Below are 18,520 nucleotides of genomic sequence, written 5' to 3'. Positions count from 1 at the left end.
CCGACGATGGCCAGCTATTTCAGCGACAAGAGCCTGCGCTTCCTGCGCAACCTGGCGCGCCACAACGAGCGCACCTGGTTCCAGGCCAACAAGCACGTGTACGAGGCCGAGGTGCGCGACCCGTTCCGCCGCCTCCTGGTGGACCTGCAGCCCGACCTGCTGACGGTCAGCGCGCACTACCGCGCCGAGCCGCGCGCGGTCGGAGGCTCGCTGTTCCGCATCCAGCGCGACACGCGCTTTGCCAACGACAAGTCGCCGTACAAGGGCTGGCAGGGCGCGCGCCTGTTCCACGCGCGCAGCCGCGAGACCGCCGCGCCCTCGTTCTACCTGCACCTGCAGCCCGGCAACAGCTTCATCGGCGCCGGCCTGTGGCACCCGGAAACCGCAACCCTGCGCCGCATCCGCCAGTTCATCGTCGACAACCCGGGCAGCTGGCAAGCCGCCGCGCACGCACCGGCGTTCAAGCGCCGCTTCGCGCTGGAGGAAGAAGAGATGCTGGTGCGCCCGCCGCGTGGCTTCCCCGAGGATTTCCCGTTCCTCGACGACCTGCGCCACAAGAACTTCGTGGCCTCGCGCGCGATCGACGACGCCACCATGACCGGTCCGCGCCTGCGCTCGGTGCTGGCGAAGGACCTGCAGGCGCTGGCCCCGTTCGTCGACTACCTGTGCGCGTCCCTGGACCTGGAGTTCTGAACATGGCGAAGACCAACAGCCGCTGGATCATCCTCGTGTGCGTGGTGCTGGCCGCGCTGCTGGCGTGGGTGGCCAGCGGGCCCTACCGCACGATCGCCGCGATCCGCGACGCGGTGAAGACCGAGGACGCCGGCGCATTGGCGCGCCAGGTCGATTTTCCTGCGCTGCGTGCAAGCCTGAAGCTGCAGCTGCAGGACCGCATCGTCCGCGAGGCGGGCGCGGGCATGCAGGCCGATCCGTTCGGAGCATTCGGGCTGCGCATCGCCACCGGCCTCGCCGGTGGCCTGGTCGATGCCATGGTCACGCCGGCCGGGCTGGGCGCGTTGATGGAAGGCCGCAAGACCTGGAACCGCGCCAGCGGCATCGCGCCGCCGTCGCGCCGCGATACCACGGGACAATCGGAGCCGCTGCCCGACCCGCGCCACCGCTTCGAGTCGCCATCGCGCTTCACCGCTACCGTGGCCGGCGCGGACGGAAACGATGTGGTGTTCGTGCTGACACGGCAGGGGCTGCAGTGGAAGCTGTCGGATATCCGCCTGCCGGAGTGAGCCTCCCGCGACAGGCCTGAACACGTCAGGCGTTGGAAACCCCGTGCGGCACGTGCCCGGTAGTGACGTGCTGGCGCGCCGACTCGATGTTGTGCTGCGAGTCGTCGAAGAAGATGTCCGCGCCGAACACGTCCAGGAACGGACCCTTGGCGCGACCGCCCAGGAACAGCGCCTCGTCCAGGCGCACGCCCCACTCGCGCAGCGTGCGGATCACGCGCTCATGCGCGGGCGCAGAGCGCGCGGTGACCAGCGCGGTGCGGATCGGCGAGGCTTCTCCAGGCGGATACGCCGCCTGCAGGTGGTGCAGCGCATCGAGGAAGCCGCGGAACGGCCCGCCCGACAGCGCCTCGCGTGCGCGCTCCTGCTCGTGCCGGTGGAAGGCCTCGATGCCCCCTTCGCGCGACACACGCTCGCCCTCGTCGCCGAAGATCACCGCGTCGCCATCGAAGGCGATGCGCAGCTGGTCGTGGCGGTGTGCCGGCGCCTTGGCCGGGAGGATGGTCGCCGCGGCCACGCCGTTTTCCAGCGCCGCGCGCACCGAATCGGGATTGGCCGACAGGAACAGCTGCGCGCCGAACGGGCGGATGTAGGGCCAGGTGGGCTCCCCCGAGGTGAACGTGGCGCGCGAGATCGCCAGGCCGTGGTGCTGGATGGCGTTGAAGATGCGCAGGCCGGTATCGGCGGAGTTGCGCGAGAGCAGGATCACCTCGACCCGCGGCGCGTCCGGCGCCACGCCCTCGTTGAGCCCCAGCAGCTTGCGCACCAGCGGGAAGGCGATGCCGGGCTCGAGGATCTCGTCCTCGTTGGCGCGCTGGTGTTCGGCGTAGGCCTCGATGCCGTCGCGCTCGAACAGCGCGTGGCTGTCCTCCAGGTCGAACAGGGCGCGCGAGGAAATGGCGACGGTGAGCGGCGGAAGCACGTTGGATGGCATGCCGGCAGTATGCGCGAGCGCGGTCGCAGGACGCGAGACCGGGAACCGCGGGCCGCGCGCGAGGGCCGCGCTCAGGCCTCGAACTGCTCGCTGAGGATGCGTTCTTCCAGGTTGTGCTCGGGATCGAACAGCAGGGTCACCGTGCGCTCGCGCGATTCCTGGATGGTGACCTCGACCACGTCGCGCACCTCGTGCGAATCCGCGGTGGCGCTGACCGGGCGCTTGTAGGGGTCAAGCACGCGGAAGCGCACCAGGGTGTCGGCTTTCAGCAATGCACCGCGCCAGCGCCGGGGCCGGAACGGCGCGATCGGCGTGAGCGCCACCACGCTCGAGCCAAGCGGGAGGATGGGCCCGTGCGCGGAATAGTTGTAGGCGGTGCTGCCGGCGGGCGTCGCGACCATCACGCCGTCGCAGACCAGCTCGTCCAGCCGCACCTGGCCGTTGAGCTCGATGGCGACGTGCGCCGCCTGGCGCGTCTGGCGCAGCAACGACACCTCGTTGTAGGCCAATGAGCCGACGCTTGCGCCGGACTCGGTGGCCGCCACCATTTCCAGCGGCCTCAGGACGGCCGGTTCGGCAGCCTGCAGGCGGACCATCAGGTCGGGCACGACGCCATCGTTGCCGTGATGGTGGTTCATCAGGAAGCCGACGCTGCCGAGCTTCAAGCCGTACACCGGCTTGCCCAGCGCACCATGGCGATGCAGCGTCTGCAGCATGAAGCCGTCGCCGCCGAGCGCGCAGATGATGTCGGCTTCGTCGGGCGCATGTTGCCCGTGCCGTGAGGTCAGCTGCGCCAGGGCCTGCTGTGCGTCGGCCGTCTGGCTGGCGAGAAAGGCGATGCGGGGCGTTCCGGTCATGCCTCAAGCATACCGCCCGCCTCGCATGGAAACGCGAATGCCCTCCCTCCCCCACGTTGCGGGGGAGGGAGATCCGCACTGGCCTCAGCCGGCGCTCGCCAGCTGGGCAAGCCTCCGGACTGCGACCGAGGCGGTCGGATAATCCAGCGTCTTCTGCGCCGCCAGTTCGGACAGCATGCCCAGCGTGAACTTCAACGCCGCATCGTCGCGGGCCAGCCACTGCGCGACCTTGGCGTCGGCGTCGCGAGCGGGCATCGACAACACCTGGCCCACCAGCGCGCGGTGCTGGGTCGCCAGCTCGTCGCGCAGCGCGCCGTGGGCGACCGCGTGCCAGCGGCCATCCACGACCAGGGCGTCGATCTGCTTGACCAGCCACGGCAGGTCGAGTGCATCGGCGAGGCGGAAGTGCACGCGGGCGACCTCCACCGGCTTGCGCTTGCGCTCGCGCGCCAGCTCGATGATGTCGGGGCTGGCCTCCAGGTACGGCAGGGCCGCGAGCTTGCCGCCGAGCTCGGCCGGCACGCCCTTGGCGCGCCAGTCGGCCAGCGACTGCTCATAGGCCGGGCGCTGCGCGGCGGTGAGGATGTCCTCGCCGGCGTAGATCGCCTGGAAGCCGTCGTGGTAACGCTCGACTGCGCTGGTGATGGTCGGCAGCGCACCCGGTCGCGCCAGCAGCCAGCGGGTGAAGGAACGCTGCAGCGCCCAGATCACCTGCAGGGCGTCGATCTGCACCGACTCGGCCACCTTGCCGTCGAGCGCGTCGATCTGCGCCCACAGCGAGCGCGCCTCGATGGTCTCGCGGGTCACGGTGAACGCCTTCGCGACCTCGGCCGGCGTGCGCCCGCTGTCTTCCTGCATGCGCAGCAGGAACGTGGCGCCCATGCGGTTGATGGTCGAGTTGGTGACCGCGGTGGCGATGATCTCGCGCTTCAGGCGGTGCTGCTCCATGGCCTTGGCGTACTTGGCCTGCAGCGGCTGCGGGAAGTAGCGCTGCAGTTCGCGCGACAGGTAGGGATCCTCGGGAATGTCGGAATCCAGCAACTGCTCGAAGGCCACCAGCTTGGAGTACGACAGCAGGATGGCCAGCTCCGGGCGGGTCAAGCCCTGGTTGCGCGCCTTGCGCTCGGCGATCTCGGCATCGCTGGGCAGGAACTCGATCTGGCGGTCGAGGAGGCCCTGCGACTCGAGGGTGCGGATGAAGTGCTGCTTGGATCCCAGGCGCGGCACGCTCATCCGTTCCATCAGGCTCAGCGCCTGGTTCTGGCGGTAGTTGTCGTGCAGCACCAGGCCGGCGACCTCATCGGTCATCGCCTTGAGCAGCGTGTTGCGGTCGGCGATTTTGAGCTTGCCGGCCTGCACCTGCGCGTTGAGCAGGATCTTGATGTTCACCTCGTGGTCCGAGGTGTCCACGCCCGCCGAGTTGTCGATGAAGTCGGTGTTGAGGATGACGCCCGCCTGGGCCGCCTCGATGCGACCGCGCTGGGTCATGCCGAGGTTGCCGCCCTCGCCCACCACGCGGCAGCGCAGCTCGCCGCCGTTGACGCGGATGGCGTTGTTGGCGCGGTCGCCGACGTCGGCGTGGGTCTCGGTGGCGCCCTTGACGTAGGTGCCGATGCCGCCGTTCCAGAGCAGGTCGACCGGGGCCTTCAGCACCGCCGACATCAGCTCGTTCGGGCTCATCGCGGTGACGCCTTCGGCAAGGCCCAGCGCGGTGCGCATCTCCGGCGATACCGGGATCGACTTCAGGCTGCGCGCGAACACGCCGCCACCCTTGCTGATCAGCGACTTGTCGTAATCGTCCCAGCTCGAGCGCGGCACCTTGAACAGGCGCTGGCGCTCCTTGTACGAACCCGCGGCGTCCGGATCCGGGTCCACGAAGATGTGGCGATGGTCCATCGCCGCCACCAGGCGGATGTGCTTGGACAGCAGCATGCCGTTGCCGAACACGTCGCCCGACATGTCGCCGATGCCGGCTACCGTGAAGCCCTGCGACTGGGTGTCATGCCCGAGCGCGCGGAAGTGGCGCTTGACCGACTCCCACGCGCCGCGCGCGGTGATGCCCATGCCCTTGTGGTCGTAGCCGACGGAGCCGCCGGAGGCGAACGCGTCGTCGAGCCAGAAGCCGTGCTCGCGCGCGATGCCGTTGGCGATGTCGGAGAACGTGGCCGTGCCCTTGTCGGCCGCGACCACGAGATAGGCGTCGTCGCCGTCATGGCGCACCACGTCCACCGGCGGCACCACCTTGCCTTCGACCAGGTTGTCGGTGACGTCGAGCAGGCCGTTGATGAACTGCTTGTAGCAGGCGACGCCCTCGGCCTGGATCGCGTCGCGATCACCGCCCACCGGAGGACGCTTGGCGATGAAGCCGCCCTTCGAACCGACCGGCACGATGACCGTGTTCTTGACCATCTGCGCCTTCACCAGGCCCAGCACCTCGGTGCGGAAGTCCTCGCGGCGGTCGGACCAGCGCAGGCCGCCGCGGGCCACCGGGCCATAGCGCAGATGGATGCCCTCCACGCGCGGGCCGTAGACGAAGATCTCGCGGTACGGGCGCGGCTTGGGCAGGTCCGGGACGCGCGCGCAGTCGAACTTGAACGCGACGTAGTCCTTGGCCTCGCCGGCGGCATCGACCTGGTAGTAGCTGGTGCGCAGGGTGGCGTCGATCACGCCCATGAAGCTGCGCAGGATTCGGTCCTCGTCCAGGCTCGCGACGCGGTCGAGCAGGACCTTCAGCGCCGACAGGGTCGCCGCGTACTGGCTGTCGCGATCCTTCCTGCGCGCGTCGAGCACCGGCTGCACGAGCTTGCGGGCTTCGCCATCCGTACCGCACAGCACGTCGAAGTCGCCGCCCAGGCGCTCGATGCCGGCAGCCACCTCGGCCTTGCCCTCGCTGCCGGTGGCAGGATGGAAGCGTGCTTCGAACAGTTCGACCAGCAGGCGCGCGAGCAGCGGATAGCGGCCCAGGGTCTCTTCGACATAGGTCTGCGAGAACGGTACGCCGACCTGCAGCAGGTACTTGCAGTACGCGCGCAGCATGGCGACCTGGCGCCAGGCCAGGCCGGCACCGAGCACCAGGCGATTGAAACCGTCGTTCTCGGCGCTTCCGCGCCAGATCCGCGCGAACGCGTCCTCGAAATCGGCGGAACGCAGCGCAGCGCCGCCCTGCTGGGCCCCGGCATCGACCTCGAAGTCCTGCACGTAGAAGGCACGCGCACCGCGGCCTTCGGTCGCCGCGATCTCGAAGCGGTGGGGATGCTCGGCGATCACGCGCAGCCCCATGTTCTCCATCACCGGAAGCACGTCGGACAGCGGGATGTCGGCATCCTGGCGATACAGCTTGAGCCGCAGCTGGCCCTCGCCAGGCTGGCTGTGCAGGGCGTGCGCCAGGCTCAGGCGAAGGTCGTCCGGCGCGGTCAGCGCGGCCAGGTGCTCGGCGTCATCGGCGGCCACCTCGGGCGTCGCGCGCTCGATGTACGCCGCCGGCAACGCGCGGCCGAAGGCGGAGGCCAGGGCCAGGCCCTCGGCCTCGCCAAGTCGGCCGACCAGGGTCTCGCGCAGGTCGTCCTGCCAGTTGCGCACGATCATCGCCAAGCGGCCCTCGAGGGCGGCCAGGTCGACATCGATGGCCTCGCCCGAGCGCGGCCGTACCAGCATGTGCAGCTGCGCCAGCGGCGACTGCCCCACCGAGACGCTGGTGTCGATGTGGTCGGTGTGCAGCGCGTCCTTGAGCATCGCTTCGATGCGCAGGCGGACCTCGGTGTTGAAGCGGTCGCGCGGGATGTACACCAGCGCCGAGTAATAGCGGCCATAGCGGTCGCGACGCATGAACATGCGGCTGCGCACGCGCTCCTGCAGGCCGAGGATGCCGGTCGCCAGCCGGTACAGCTCGTCGGCGGAAGACTGGAACAGCTCGTCGCGGGGCAGCGTTTCCAGGATGTGCTTGAGCGCCTTGCCGCTGTGGCCGTCGGGCTCCAGGCCCGAGGCGCGCATGACATGGTCGTGGCGCTCGCGGACCAGCGGGATGTCCCAGGGCCGCGAGCTGTAGGCGCTGGACGTGTACAGGCCGAGGAAGCGCTGCTCCGACACCGGCTTGCCGGCCTTGTCGAAACCCAGAACGCCGACGTAGTCCATGTAGCCGGGACGGTGCAGCGTCGAGCGCGCGTTGGTCTTGGTCAGGATCAGCGCGTCCACCGCGCCGGACTGCGGCAGTCGGGCCGCGGCAAGCGACTTCAACAGGCGCGGCTTGCCCACGTCACGGCTGCGCAGCAGCCCCAGGCCGCTGCCTTCGACCGCCTGCAGCACCTCTTCCCCACCCTTCTTCACCACCTTGTATTCGCGGCAGCCGAAGAACGTGAAATGGTCATCGGCGGCCCAGCGCAGGAAATCCTGCGCTTCGGCGCACTCCTCCGGCGTGATCGGCAACGCGCGCTTGCACAGGTCGTCGGCGACCTCGCGCATGCGCTCGCGCATCGGCACCCAGTCGGCCACGATCGCGCGCACATCCTCGAGCACGGCGCGCACCGCCGCTTCGATGCGCGCGGTGTCGCCCGCGCCCTGGCGGTCGATTTCCAGGTGCATCACCGACTCCGCGGCGCCCTCGCCCAGCGACAGCAGCTTGCCCGTCTTGTCGCGACGCACCTGCAGGACCGGGTGGCCGAGCACGTGCACGCCCACACCGAGGTCGGCCAGCGCCATGGTCACCGAATCCACCAGGAACGGCATGTCGTCGTTCACGACCTGCAGGACGGTGTGCGCGGACTCCCAGCCATGCTGCGCCAGGGTCGGGTTGAACATCCGCACGCTGGCCGTGCCCGGCTTGCGCTTGCGCGCGAAGTCCAGGAAGTCGTTGGCCAGCGCGGCCCAGCCGTCGGCATCGTGCAGTGGCAGCTCGTCCTCGGTCAGGCGCAGGTAGAACGCGCTTGCGAAGGCGCTGGCGTCATCGGCGTTGGCCTTGCCGGCGCGCGTGCGGATCGCGGCGAAGATCGGATCAAGCAGCGAGCGCTCGTCGCGGCCAGCGGTGCGCTTGCCGGGGGCGGCGGATTTGCGGGTCATGGCGGTCTTCGAAGTGGTCATGTGGGTATCTGGATGCAATGAAGCCCGCGCTCTCGCGCGGGCCAGGGTGGCGGGTTCGGCGGCGCGACGTGGTGTCAGCGCAGCCCGGTTTCTTGCCTTGCGATCACCAGCCGCTGGATCTCGCTGGTGCCCTCGTAGATTTCAGTGATCTTTGCATCGCGGAAATAGCGCTCGAGCGGCATCTCCTTGGAATACCCCATGCCACCGTGGATCTGCACGGCCTGATGGGCGATCCACATCGCAGCCTCGGAGGCGGTGAGCTTGGCCACCGCGGCCTCGGTGGTGAAGCGCTTGCCCTGGCCCTTCAGCCAAGCCGCGCGCAGCGTGAGCAGCAGCGACGCGTCGAGCTTGCACTTCATGTCGGCGATCTTGGCCTGGGTCATCTGGAACGCGCCGATGGGCTGGCCGAACGCCTTGCGCTCCTTCACGTATTCCAGCGTCGCCTCGTAGGCGGCACGCCCGATGCCGATCGCCTGCGAGGCGATGCCGATGCGGCCGGCGTCGAGCACCCCCATGGCGATCTTGAATCCGTGGCCTTCCTCGCCGAGCACGTCGTCGGCGCCCGCCACGTAGTCCTGGAACTCGATCTCGCAGGTGGCCGAGGCGCGGATGCCGAGCTTGGGCTCGGTCTTGCCGCGATGGAAACCGGCGCGGTCGCCGTCGACCATGAACGCGGTGATGCCGCGCGCGCCCTTGTCAGGGTCGGTCATGGCGAACAGCACGAAGTACTTGGCCACCGGGCCGGACGTGATCCAGCTCTTCTTGCCGTTGATCACGTAGCTGCCGTCGGCCTGCTTCACGGCGCGGCAGCGCATCGCCGTGGCGTCGGAGCCCGACTGCGGCTCGGTGAGCGCGAACGCGCCGATCTCGCGGCCCTCGGCGATCGCCCGCACGTACAGCTGCTTCTGCGCTTCGGTACCGTGGGTCAGGATGCCGTTGCAGAACAGTGAGTTGTTGACCGACATGATGGTGGAGTGCGCGGCATCGGCCGCGGCGATCTCGACCATCGCCAGCACGTAGGCCACCGGGTCCATGCCCGCGCCGCCGTACTCGCCCGGCACCTCGATGCCCATCAGGCCGTTCTCGCCGAGCAGGCGCATGTTGTCGAGCGGGAACTCGCCGCTGTGGTCGAAGCCCTCTGCACTCGGCGCGATCTTTTCCTTCGCGATGCGCCGGGCCACGTCCTGGATCATCAACTGCTCTTCGGTAAGGCTGAAATCCACGCTTCGCTCCTGCTATGCGCCGCGCGAATGCAGCGGTCGCTCCGGAGCGCATTCTAGCCAGCCCGTCCAGCCGCGGCCATCGAACTCGCGCGCGCGAGCAGCTCACGTTGACATCCCGCTGCCACGCCCCGTATCCACGCGCCCTCAACTTGACCCTGTGCGCGGCGCCGCAGACAATGCATCGCTATATCGCGATGGGGAGATACCGTGGATCTGGAAGCCTGGTCGAGCCACCTGAAAGTGCTCGCCGACCCCACCCGGGTGCGGCTGCTGGCCCTGCTCGATGGCGACGAGATGACCGTGGCCGAATTGTCCGCGATCACCCAGCTGGCGCAGCCGCGCGTGTCCACCCACCTCGCCCGCCTCAAGGAAGCCGGACTGGTGCGCGACCGGCGCGCCGGCGTGTCCGCCTATTACCGCTTCGACGAGGAGCGCCTGGATCCCGCGCAGCGCGCGCTCTGGGGCACGCTGCGCGACGGCAGCGACGACCCGCTGCTGCGCCAGGACGCAGAGCGCGTGGCTGGCGTACTGGCGATGCGTGCCGCCGACCAGAACTGGGCGGATTCGGTGGCCGGCGACATGGAGCGCCACTACTCGCCGGGCCGCACCTGGGAAGCGATGGCCCGCGCGGCACTGCCCCTGCTCGAGACCGGCGACGTGCTCGACATCGCCTCCGGTGACGGCGTGCTTGCCGAGTTGCTGGCGCCGCACGCCAAGCGCTACGTGTGCATCGACGCCAGCCCGCGGGTGGTCGCCGCGGCGCGCGAGCGCCTGCGCCGCTACCGCAACGTGGAGGTGAGCGAGGCCGACATGCACGCGCTGCCGTTCGATGACGGCAGCTTCGACCTGGTGGTGCTGATGCATGCCCTCACCTATGCCGGCAAGCCGGCGGCGGCGGTCGCGGAATCCGCGCGCGTGCTGCGCAAGGGCGGGCGGCTGCTGCTGACCAGTCTCGCGCGCCATGAGCACCGCGGCGCGGTCGACGCCTTCGGCCACGTCAACCTCGGCTTCACCGACAAGGAGCTGAAGCGCTTCGTCGACAAGGCCGGCCTGTCGCTGCAGTCCTGCGAAACGGTCACCCGCGAAAAGCGCCCGCCGCATTTCGAAGTCATCTCGCTCATCGCAGGCAAGCCATGAACACCCTCCCCTGGCTCCACCCCGAACGCGTCGCGCTGCTCGAGTCCGCGCTCGCCAAGCGCATCCTGGTCATCGACGGCGCGATGGGCACCATGATCCAGCGCCATCGCCTGGAGGAGGCCGACTACCGCGGCGAGCGCTTCGCCGGCGGGTTCGACAGCCTGCATCCCGGCGACGGCGCCAGCCACGACCTGAAAGGCAACAACGACCTGCTCACGCTGACCCGCCCCGACATCGTCGCCGGCGTGCACCAGGCGTACCTAGATGCTGGCGCCGACATGGTCGAGACCAACACCTTCAACGCCACCGCGGTCAGCCAGGCCGACTACCACCTGCAGCACCTCGTGCACGAGTTGAACCGAGAGGGCGCGCGCCTGGCCCGCGCATGCTGCGACGCGGCCGAGGCGGCAACGCCCGACAAGCCGCGTTTCGTCATCGGCGTGCTCGGGCCGACCAGCCGCACCGCGTCGATCAGCCCCGACGTCAACGACCCCGGGTTCCGCAACACCAGCTTCGACGGCCTGCGCGAGACCTACCGCGACGCGATCGACGGCCTGATCGATGGCGGCGCGGACGCGCTGATGGTCGAGACCATCTTCGACACGCTCAACGCCAAGGCCGCGCTGTACGCGATCGAGGAAGCGTTCGACGCCCGCGGCGCACGCCTGCCGGTGATGATCTCCGGGACCATCACCGACGCATCCGGACGCACGCTGTCCGGGCAGACCGCCGAGGCCTTCCACATCTCGGTCGCGCACGCGCGGCCGCTGTCGATCGGCCTGAACTGCGCGCTCGGTGCGAAGGAACTGCGTCCGCACATCGAGACGCTGGCCACCGTCGCCGACTGCCTGGTCAGCGCGCACCCCAACGCCGGCCTGCCGAATGCATTCGCCGAATACGACGAGACACCCGAAGAGACCGCGGCGATGCTGGCGGAATTCGCCGGCGCCGGGCTGCTCAATCTGGTCGGCGGCTGCTGCGGCACCACGCCGGCGCACATCCGCGCGATCGCCGACGCCGTGGCCGGATTGCCACCGCGCCGCATCCCCGCGTTGCAGGAGCAGGCGGCATGAACACGCCCCGCTACACGCGACTGTCCGGCCTCGAGCCGCTGGTGATCACGCCCGAACTGTTGTTCGTCAACGTCGGCGAGCGCACCAACGTCACCGGCAGCGCGCAGTTCAAGAAGCTCATCAAGGACGACCGCTACGAGGAGGCCGTGGAGGTCGCCCGCCAGCAGGTCGCCAGCGGCGCGCAGATCCTCGACGTCAACATGGACGAGGGCCTGATCGACTCGGCCAAGGCCATGACGCGCTTCCTCACCCTGATCGCGTCCGAGCCCGACATCGCGCGCATCCCGGTGATGGTCGACTCCTCGAAGTGGGAGGTGATCGAGGCCGGGCTCAAGTGCCTGCAGGGCAAGGGCGTGGTGAACTCGATCTCGCTCAAAGAGGGTGAGCAGGCGTTCATTGACCACGCCCGCAAAGTGCTGCGCTATGGCGCCGCCGCCGTGGTCATGGCCTTCGACGAGGATGGACAGGCCGATACCTGCGCGCGCAAGGTCGCGATCTGCACGCGCGCCTACCGGATCCTGGTGGACGAGGTCGGGTTTCCGCCCGAGGACATCATCTTCGACCCCAACATCTTCGCCATCGCCACGGGTCTCGAGGAGCACGACAACTACGCGGTCGACTTCATCGAGGCGACGCGGATCATCAAGGCGACGCTGCCCCACTGCCACGTGTCGGGCGGCGTGTCCAACGTCTCGTTCTCGTTCCGCGGCAACGAAACCGTGCGCCAGGCCATCCACAGCGCGTTCCTGTACCACGCGATCGCTGCCGGCATGGACATGGGCATCGTCAACGCCGGCGCGCTGCCGATCTACGACGACCTCGACCCCGAGCTGCGCGAGCACGTCGAGGACGTGATCCTCAACCGCCGCCCCGATTCCACCGAACGCCTGCTGGCGCTGGCCGAGCGCTACAAGGGCAGCAAGGGCCAGAGCAAGGCGCAGGACCTCGCCTGGCGCGGCAAGGACGTGCGCGCGCGCCTCAGCCACGCGCTGGTGCACGGCATCGACCAGTACGTCGAGATCGACACCGAGGAAGCGCGCCTGCTGTCCACGCGTCCGCTGGACGTGATCGAAGGCCCGCTCATGGACGGCATGAACGTGGTCGGCGACCTGTTCGGCGCCGGCAAGATGTTCCTGCCGCAGGTGGTCAAGTCGGCGCGGGTAATGAAGAAGGCCGTCGCCTACCTGCTGCCGTTCATCGAAGCCGAGAAGCTGCGCACCGGCGATACCGGCAAGAACAACGGCAAGATCGTGATGGCCACGGTCAAGGGCGACGTGCACGACATCGGCAAGAACATCGTCGGCGTGGTGCTGGCCTGCAACAACTTCGAGGTCATCGACCTTGGCGTGATGGTGCCGGCGCAGAAGATCCTCGACACCGCGATCGCGGAGAACGCCGACCTGATCGGCGTTTCCGGCCTGATCACGCCGTCGCTCGAGGAGATGGGCCACGTGGCGCGCGAAATGCAGCGCCAGGGCATGACCATCCCGCTGATGATCGGCGGCGCCACCACCTCGCGCGCGCATACCGCGCTGAAGATCGACCCGTTCTACAAGTCGCCGACGATCTGGGTGAAGGACGCCTCGCGCGCGGTGGGCGTGGCGCAGTCGCTGATCTCCGGCGAGCTGCGGCAGGCGTTCGTCGCCGCCAACGAGGCCGACTACGCCGAGATCCGCGAGCGCCACCGCAACCGCGGCGACGCCAAGCGCCTGGTGTCGCTGGACAAGGCGCGCGCGCAGCGCTTCGACGGCGGCTGGGACAGCTACGTGCCGCCGGCGCCGGCCAGGCCCGGCCTGACCGTACTCGACGACTACCCGCTCGCGGAACTGGTCGACATCATCGACTGGACGCCGTTCTTCCAGGCCTGGGAGCTGGCCGGACGCTACCCGGCCATCCTCACCGACGAGGTCGTGGGCGAAGCCGCGAGTGAGCTGTACCGCGATGCCCGCGAGATGCTCGACACGATCATCCGCGAGAAGTGGTTGACCGCGAAGGCGGTGTTCGGCCTGTGGCCGGCAAGCAGCATCGGCGACGACGTCGAGCTGCAGGTGGCGCCCGGCGAGACCACCATGCTGCATTTCCTCCGCCAGCAGGTCGACAAGCCGGTCGAACGCCCGGACTTCTGCCTCGCCGACTTCATCGCGCCCAAGCACAGCGGCGTGCAGGACTGGATGGGCATGTTCGCCGTCACCGCCGGCATCGGCATCGAACCGCACCTGGAACGCTTCGCCGCCGGACATGACGACTACCGCAGCATCCTGCTGAAGTCGCTCGCCGACCGCCTGGCCGAAGCGTTGGCCGAGCACCTGCATCGCCGCGTGCGCACGGAACACTGGGGCTACGCCGCCGACGAGGCGCTGGACAACGACGCGTTGATCGCCGAGCGCTACCGCGGCGTGCGCCCTGCGCCGGGCTATCCGGCCTGCCCCGACCACAGCGAGAAAGTGGCGCTGTTCCGCCTGCTGGATGCCAACGCCAACGCAGGCATGGAGCTGACCGACGGCTTCGCGATGCTGCCGACCGCGGCGGTGTCCGGCTACTACTTCAGCCATCCCGACAGCCAGTATTTCGTGGTCGGCCGGTTGACCAAGGAGCAGGTGGCGGACTATGCCCGGCGCAAGGGCGTGCCGCTGGCGCAGGCCGAACGTTGGCTGGCGTCGAACCTCGACTACGACCCCGAGTGAAGCCGCACGCTTGAACGGATTGCCGATCGCGAGGCTGTCGAGCTTCTATTTTTTCTATTACGCAGCCCTCGGCGCGTTCACCCCGTACTGGAGCCTGTACCTGCAGTCGCGCGGCATGGGCATCACCGCGATCAGCGTGATGATGAGCCTGTGGTACGCCACCCGCGTGGTCGCGCCCAGCACCTGGGCCACGCTCGCCGCCGCGTCGCCGCGCCCGATCCGCTGGCTGCGCGCCGGCTGCGTGCTGACGGTGCTGGCGTTTGCCTGCTTCCTGCCTGGGCAGCCCGCCTGGGCGATGTTCGTGGTGATGGTGGCGTTCTGCTTCTTCTATAACGCAGTGATGCCGCAGTTCGAGGCGATCACCCTCGGCCACCTGGGTGATGACAGCCATCGCTACGGCACGATCCGGGTCTGGGGCTCGATCGGCTTCATCCTGGTGACCGCCAGCTTCGGCTGGCTGATCGAACGCCACGGCGCCGGGAATCTGCCCTGGTTGATGCTGCCGCTGTTCGCGCTGATGGCCGCCAGCGCCTTTGCCAACCGCCAGCCGCACCTCGTCCACGTGCACAGCGAGGCCGGCAGCGGATTCTGGCGCATCGTGCGCCAGCCGCAGGTGCTGGCGTTCTTCGCCGCTGCATTCCTCGAACAGCTGTCGTTCGGCCCCTACTACACGTTCTTCTCGGTCTACATGGACGCCAACGGCTACGCGACCTCGACGCTGGGGCTGCTGTGGACGGTCGGCGTGGTGTTCGAGGTCGCGGTGTTCTTCTCCATTGCCGGGTTTTTCCGGCGCTGGGACGCGAGCTGGCTGCTGCTGCTGTCGATGGCCAGCGCGGTGCTGCGCTGGTGGGCCACCGCACTCTGGCCCGGCGACATGGCGGTGATGCTGGTCGCACAGGCCACGCACGCGTTGAGCTTCGCGGCGTTCTTCGCCGCGGCGATGCAGCTGCTGGCGCGTTTCTTCCCGGGCAAGCTCAACGGCCATGCCCAGGGGCTGTTCTACGGCTTCTCGTCGGGACTCGGCGGCGTGCTCGGCGCGCTCATCGCCGGCCAGCTGTGGCGCTTCGGCGACGGCCGCGTGGCGTTCCTCGCCGCCGGCGGGTTCGCGCTGGCGGGCACGGTCATCGCCTGGTGGTGGCTGGTGCCGCGCCGCGATGCAAGGCGCTGACCGCGAAGGCGCCGCTGCGCGGCGCGCCGGTTACCAGACCAGGTCGTCGGGCACCTGGTAGCGCGGGTCGGCATAGGGATCGTCGCCCGCCGGCGCAGCCGGGTCGACCTTGAGCGCGACCGCGGCCGGGTAGATCGCTTCCGCTTCGGCCATTACCGCGATGTCGACCAGCACGTAGCGGCCGTTGAGCTGCAGCACGCCGAGCTCGCCGGCATTGAGCGCCCGCAGCTGTTCCGCGGTAACGTGGACGCGCTTGATCTTGCCGCCGTAGTCGAAATGGCGGACGTGGTCGGCGTCGGCGGCATTCAGCGCCTTGCCCTCGAGCATGGCTGCAAGCTTCGCCAGCGCCTCGCGGCGCAGGCGTGCGGCTTCCTGCTTCTGGCGCTCGGCCTCGATGCGTTCGTCCTTCTCGCGCTGCGCGCGGATGGCATAGGCCTTGGCCAGGTCGATGTCGCCCTGGGCGCGGTTGCCACGCCGTTTCGCGGCGTCGTTCTGGCCTGGCCTGGCACCCGGCGGTCGCCCCGAACGCGGCTGCTGGCCGGGCCGGGCCTCGTTCCGCGCGCCCGGCTGGCCGCGACGCTCGCCCCGGCCCGCATCGCCTGGACGGCCTCCCGCAGCGGGCTTGCCGCCACGCGGCTGCGCTCCCGCGCCCGGGCGTTCGCTGCGCGGGCCGGTGTGCTTCGGACGGACGGGTTCGGGCGCGGGCTTGAAGCCCAGGCCCAGCAGCTGGTCTCGCAGGGAATCGGTCATGCTGGCTCAGTAATGCGGTGGAGGCGGCTCGATGCCGGGATCGCCGCCGGAACCGGGGCGCGAGGCCCGCAGCTCTTCCAGCGCCCCGCGCAGCGTCTCGCTGGTACGTGACAGTTCGATGCGCGCCGCGGAGAGCGCGTCGTTGAGTTCGTTCAACGCGTGCTCCTGGAACGCCACGCGCGTCTCCAGCTCCACCACACGCGCTTCAAGATCGTGCGACACGTCTCAGCCCACGCGCAGCGAACGGCCGCGACCGATGCCGTAGTAGGCGATGCCGGCATCTTCGACGGCATCGGGCTGGTAGAGGTTGCGGCCGTCGAACAGCACGCGGTCGGCGAGCTGCGCGTGCAGGGTGTCGAAATCGGCACCGCGGAACTGCTTCCACTCGGTGACCACGACCAGCGCATCGGCACCTTCGAGCGCCTCACCGGCCGATGCGCACAGCACCAGGTCCTCGCGCTCGCCGAAGATCCGCCGCGCCTCGTCGCTGGCCTCCGGGTCGTAGGCGCGCACGCGCGCTCCCGACGCCCAGAGCTGCGCCAGCAGGCGCCGGCTCGAGGCCTCGCGCATGTCGTCGGTGTCGGGCTTGAACGCCAGCCCCCACACCGCAAACGTCTTGCCGGCGATGCCGCCTGCGCCGTAGTGGCGCTGGACGAGTTCGTGCAGGTGGCCCTTCTGGCGCTCGTTGACCGCTTCCACGGCGTCCAGCAGCAGCGGCGCATGGCCGTGCTGCTGCGCGGTGCGCGCCAGTGCCTGCACGTCCTTGGGGAAGCAGGAGCCGCCGTAACCGGCGCCGGGATAGATGAAGTGCCAGCCGATGCGCGGATCCGAGCCGATGCCCTTGCGCACCATTTCGACGTCGGCACCGACCTTCTCGGCGATGTTGGCGATCTCGTTCATGAAGCTGATCTTGGTCGCCAGCATCGCGTTCGCGGCGTACTTGGTCAGCTCGGCCGAGCGCACGTCCATGACCACGAAGCGGTCGCGGTTGCGGTTGAACGGCGCATAGAGGCGCTTGAGCGTCTTTGCCGCGGCCGGGTTGTCGACGCCCAGGACGATGCGGTCGGGACGCATGCAGTCCTCGACCGCGGCGCCCTCCTTCAGGAACTCGGGATTGGAGACCACGTCGAACGCGATGTCGGCGCCGCGCGCGGCGAGCGCCGCGGCGATCGTTTCACGGACGCGGTCGGCGGTGCCCACCGGCACCGTCGACTTGCCGACCACCACGGCCGGGCGTTCCAGGTACTGGCCGATGGTCCGCGCCACGGCCAGCACGTACTGCAGGTCGGCGCTGCCGTCCTCGTCCGGCGGCGTGCCGACCGCGATCAACACCACCTCGCCATGCGCGACCGCGAGTTCGGCATCGGTGGTGAAGCGCAGCCGGCCCGACGCGTGGTTGGACCGCACCAGCGGCTCCAGGCCGGGCTCGTAGATCGGGATGACACCCCGCTCCAGGCGCTCGACCTTGCCGGCGTCGACATCCACGCACACCACGTCGTGGCCCACCTCGGCAAGACAGGTACCCGTGACCAGGCCGACATAGCCGGTACCGAAGATGCTGACGCGCACGCCGGCTTACTCCGCCGGGGCGCCGAGGATCTCGAGCAGCTCGACCTCGAACACCAGGGTGCTGTTCGGGGCGATCGGGCCGCCGGGGGTGCCGGCTTCGCCGTAGCCCAGCGATGCCGGGATCCACAGCTTGTACTTGCTGCCCACCTGCATCAGCTGCAGGCCTTCCTGCCAGCCGGGGACGACCTGCGACAGCTGGAACGTCGCCGGCTCGCCGCGATCGTAGGAGCTGTCGAAAGTGGTGCCATCGAGCAGCGCGCCCTTGTAATGCACGCTCACGCGGTCTTCGGGACCCGGCTTCGCGCCCGTGCCCGGCTGCAGCACCTGGTACTGCAGGCCCGACGCCGTGACCTGCACGCCCTCGACCTTGGCATTGCCGGCCAGGAACGCCTCGCCCTCGGCCAGGTTGGTGGTGGCCTTCTTGGCCGCCTCGGCCACCATCTTCGCCTGCATGCGCTGGCCGAAGGCCTCGAACACGGTACGCGCCTGCTCTTCCGTCATCAGCGGATCCGTGCCGTCGACCTTGCTGCGCATGGCCTTGACCATGGAATCGAAATCGATCTCGTCCTTGATCTCCTCGAGCGACGCGCCAACCTGCAGGCCGATCGCATAGCCGGCCTGCTGCTTCTCGGTCTTCAGCCCCTTGATGTCGAGCGCGGCCGGCGCGGCATCGGCGGCGGCGGTGGCGCCGGCAGTGGCGGCCGCGTCCTTGTCGATCTTCTTGCAGGCACCCAGTGCGACCAGGAGCGAAGCGGCCAGCAGGCTGGTCGCGGCGACGCGTACGGCGTGGTTCATTCGATGTTTCCTCGGAGAA

Annotated in this window: 13 protein-coding genes and 1 pseudogene; 6 read left to right on the top strand and 8 right to left on the bottom strand. The window is 69.2% G+C overall.

From position 1 onward, the window contains the following. The first annotated feature begins 6 nt into the window (after positions 1-6). On the top strand, positions 7-693 hold the full coding sequence (locus JHB91_RS02630; RefSeq protein WP_199471271.1) for a DUF2461 domain-containing protein: 687 nt from the start codon (positions 7-9) through the stop codon (positions 691-693). Positions 694-695: 2 nt separating this feature from the next. Continuing rightward, complete coding sequence (locus tag JHB91_RS02625; protein ID WP_199471269.1) at positions 696-1,241, top strand: DUF2939 domain-containing protein; 546 nt, start codon at positions 696-698, stop codon at positions 1,239-1,241. A gap of 25 nt (positions 1,242-1,266) precedes the next feature. Here JHB91_RS02625 and JHB91_RS02620 read toward each other — a convergent pair whose 3' ends face one another. From JHB91_RS02620 to JHB91_RS02605, 4 genes and pseudogenes are all read right to left on the bottom strand, one after another. Further along, positions 1,267-2,172, bottom strand: a complete 906-nt coding sequence (locus JHB91_RS02620) for a 5'-nucleotidase (RefSeq protein ID WP_199372723.1) — start codon at positions 2,170-2,172, stop codon at positions 1,267-1,269. A gap of 71 nt (positions 2,173-2,243) precedes the next feature. Further along, positions 2,244-3,029, bottom strand: a complete 786-nt coding sequence (locus JHB91_RS02615; protein WP_199471267.1) for an NAD kinase — start codon at positions 3,027-3,029, stop codon at positions 2,244-2,246. Between the two features lie 84 nt (positions 3,030-3,113). Further along, a pseudogene (locus JHB91_RS02610) lies at positions 3,114-8,021 on the bottom strand (NAD-glutamate dehydrogenase domain-containing protein); the annotation flags it as partial. Positions 8,022-8,176: 155 nt separating this feature from the next. Then, positions 8,177-9,325: an acyl-CoA dehydrogenase family protein gene (locus tag JHB91_RS02605; protein ID WP_199471263.1), complete on the bottom strand. Its 1,149-nt coding sequence runs from the start codon at positions 9,323-9,325 to the stop codon at positions 8,177-8,179. A 207-nt stretch (positions 9,326-9,532) separates the two neighbouring features. Here JHB91_RS02605 and JHB91_RS02600 point away from each other — a divergent pair, with 207 nt between their 5' ends. Genes JHB91_RS02600 through JHB91_RS02585 form a run of 4 tightly spaced genes read left to right on the top strand, consistent with a single transcriptional unit; the run spans position 9,533 to position 15,387 of the window. Beyond that, positions 9,533-10,462 (top strand): metalloregulator ArsR/SmtB family transcription factor, encoded by a 930-nt coding sequence (locus JHB91_RS02600; protein WP_199372727.1) that lies wholly within the window; start codon positions 9,533-9,535, stop codon positions 10,460-10,462. Continuing rightward, positions 10,459-11,535 carry a homocysteine S-methyltransferase family protein gene (locus JHB91_RS02595; protein WP_199471262.1) on the top strand — a complete coding sequence of 359 codons (1,077 nt, stop codon included), beginning with the start codon at positions 10,459-10,461 and terminating at the stop codon, positions 11,533-11,535. The genes JHB91_RS02600 and JHB91_RS02595 overlap by 4 nt, the downstream gene beginning before the upstream one ends. Next, the gene (gene metH, locus JHB91_RS02590) at positions 11,532-14,219 is read left to right on the top strand and encodes a methionine synthase (protein ID WP_199471260.1); all 2,688 of its coding nucleotides are present in this window, start codon (positions 11,532-11,534) and stop codon (positions 14,217-14,219) included. The genes JHB91_RS02595 and metH overlap by 4 nt, the downstream gene beginning before the upstream one ends. Before the next feature lie 10 nt (positions 14,220-14,229). Continuing rightward, positions 14,230-15,387, top strand: a complete 1,158-nt coding sequence (locus JHB91_RS02585; protein ID WP_233398502.1) for an MFS transporter — start codon at positions 14,230-14,232, stop codon at positions 15,385-15,387. Between the two features lie 30 nt (positions 15,388-15,417). Here the strand turns inward: JHB91_RS02585 and JHB91_RS02580 are convergent, their stop codons facing one another. From JHB91_RS02580 to JHB91_RS02565, 4 genes are read right to left on the bottom strand one after another with little or no spacing between them, the layout of a single operon-like run. Further along, on the bottom strand, positions 15,418-16,137 hold the full coding sequence (locus JHB91_RS02580) for a DUF2058 family protein (RefSeq protein WP_199471257.1): 720 nt from the start codon (positions 16,135-16,137) through the stop codon (positions 15,418-15,420). Positions 16,138-16,143: 6 nt separating this feature from the next. Further along, positions 16,144-16,359 (bottom strand): SlyX family protein, encoded by a 216-nt coding sequence (locus JHB91_RS02575; protein WP_199372732.1) that lies wholly within the window; start codon positions 16,357-16,359, stop codon positions 16,144-16,146. Between the two features lie 3 nt (positions 16,360-16,362). Continuing rightward, complete coding sequence (locus JHB91_RS02570) at positions 16,363-17,706, bottom strand: UDP-glucose/GDP-mannose dehydrogenase family protein (protein WP_199471256.1); 1,344 nt, start codon at positions 17,704-17,706, stop codon at positions 16,363-16,365. A 6-nt stretch (positions 17,707-17,712) separates the two neighbouring features. Beyond that, positions 17,713-18,501, bottom strand: coding sequence for an FKBP-type peptidyl-prolyl cis-trans isomerase (locus JHB91_RS02565; protein ID WP_199471255.1), 789 nt, complete (start codon positions 18,499-18,501; stop codon positions 17,713-17,715). Between the last annotated feature and the right edge of the window lie 19 nt (positions 18,502-18,520).

This window comes from Luteimonas sp. MC1828 (genome assembly GCF_016461615.1).
Lineage (GTDB): Bacteria > Pseudomonadota > Gammaproteobacteria > Xanthomonadales > Xanthomonadaceae > Luteimonas.
This window is presented reverse-complemented; position numbering and strand designations above follow the sequence as displayed.

What these genes read in the sequence shown, in the direction of transcription:
- JHB91_RS02625 (WP_199471269.1), top strand. Translation starts at nt 696, where the DNA reads ATGGCGAAGACCAACAGCCGCTGGATCATCCTCGTGTGCGTGGTGCTG.
- JHB91_RS02630 (WP_199471271.1), top strand. Translation starts at nt 7, where the DNA reads ATGGCCAGCTATTTCAGCGACAAGAGCCTGCGCTTCCTGCGCAACCTG.
- JHB91_RS02620 (WP_199372723.1), bottom strand. Translation starts at nt 2,172, where the DNA reads ATGCCATCCAACGTGCTTCCGCCGCTCACCGTCGCCATTTCCTCGCGC.
- JHB91_RS02580 (WP_199471257.1), bottom strand. Translation starts at nt 16,137, where the DNA reads ATGACCGATTCCCTGCGAGACCAGCTGCTGGGCCTGGGCTTCAAGCCC.
- JHB91_RS02595 (WP_199471262.1), top strand. Translation starts at nt 10,459, where the DNA reads ATGAACACCCTCCCCTGGCTCCACCCCGAACGCGTCGCGCTGCTCGAG.
- JHB91_RS02615 (WP_199471267.1), bottom strand. Translation starts at nt 3,029, where the DNA reads ATGACCGGAACGCCCCGCATCGCCTTTCTCGCCAGCCAGACGGCCGAC.
- metH (WP_199471260.1), top strand. Translation starts at nt 11,532, where the DNA reads ATGAACACGCCCCGCTACACGCGACTGTCCGGCCTCGAGCCGCTGGTG.
- JHB91_RS02565 (WP_199471255.1), bottom strand. Translation starts at nt 18,501, where the DNA reads ATGAACCACGCCGTACGCGTCGCCGCGACCAGCCTGCTGGCCGCTTCG.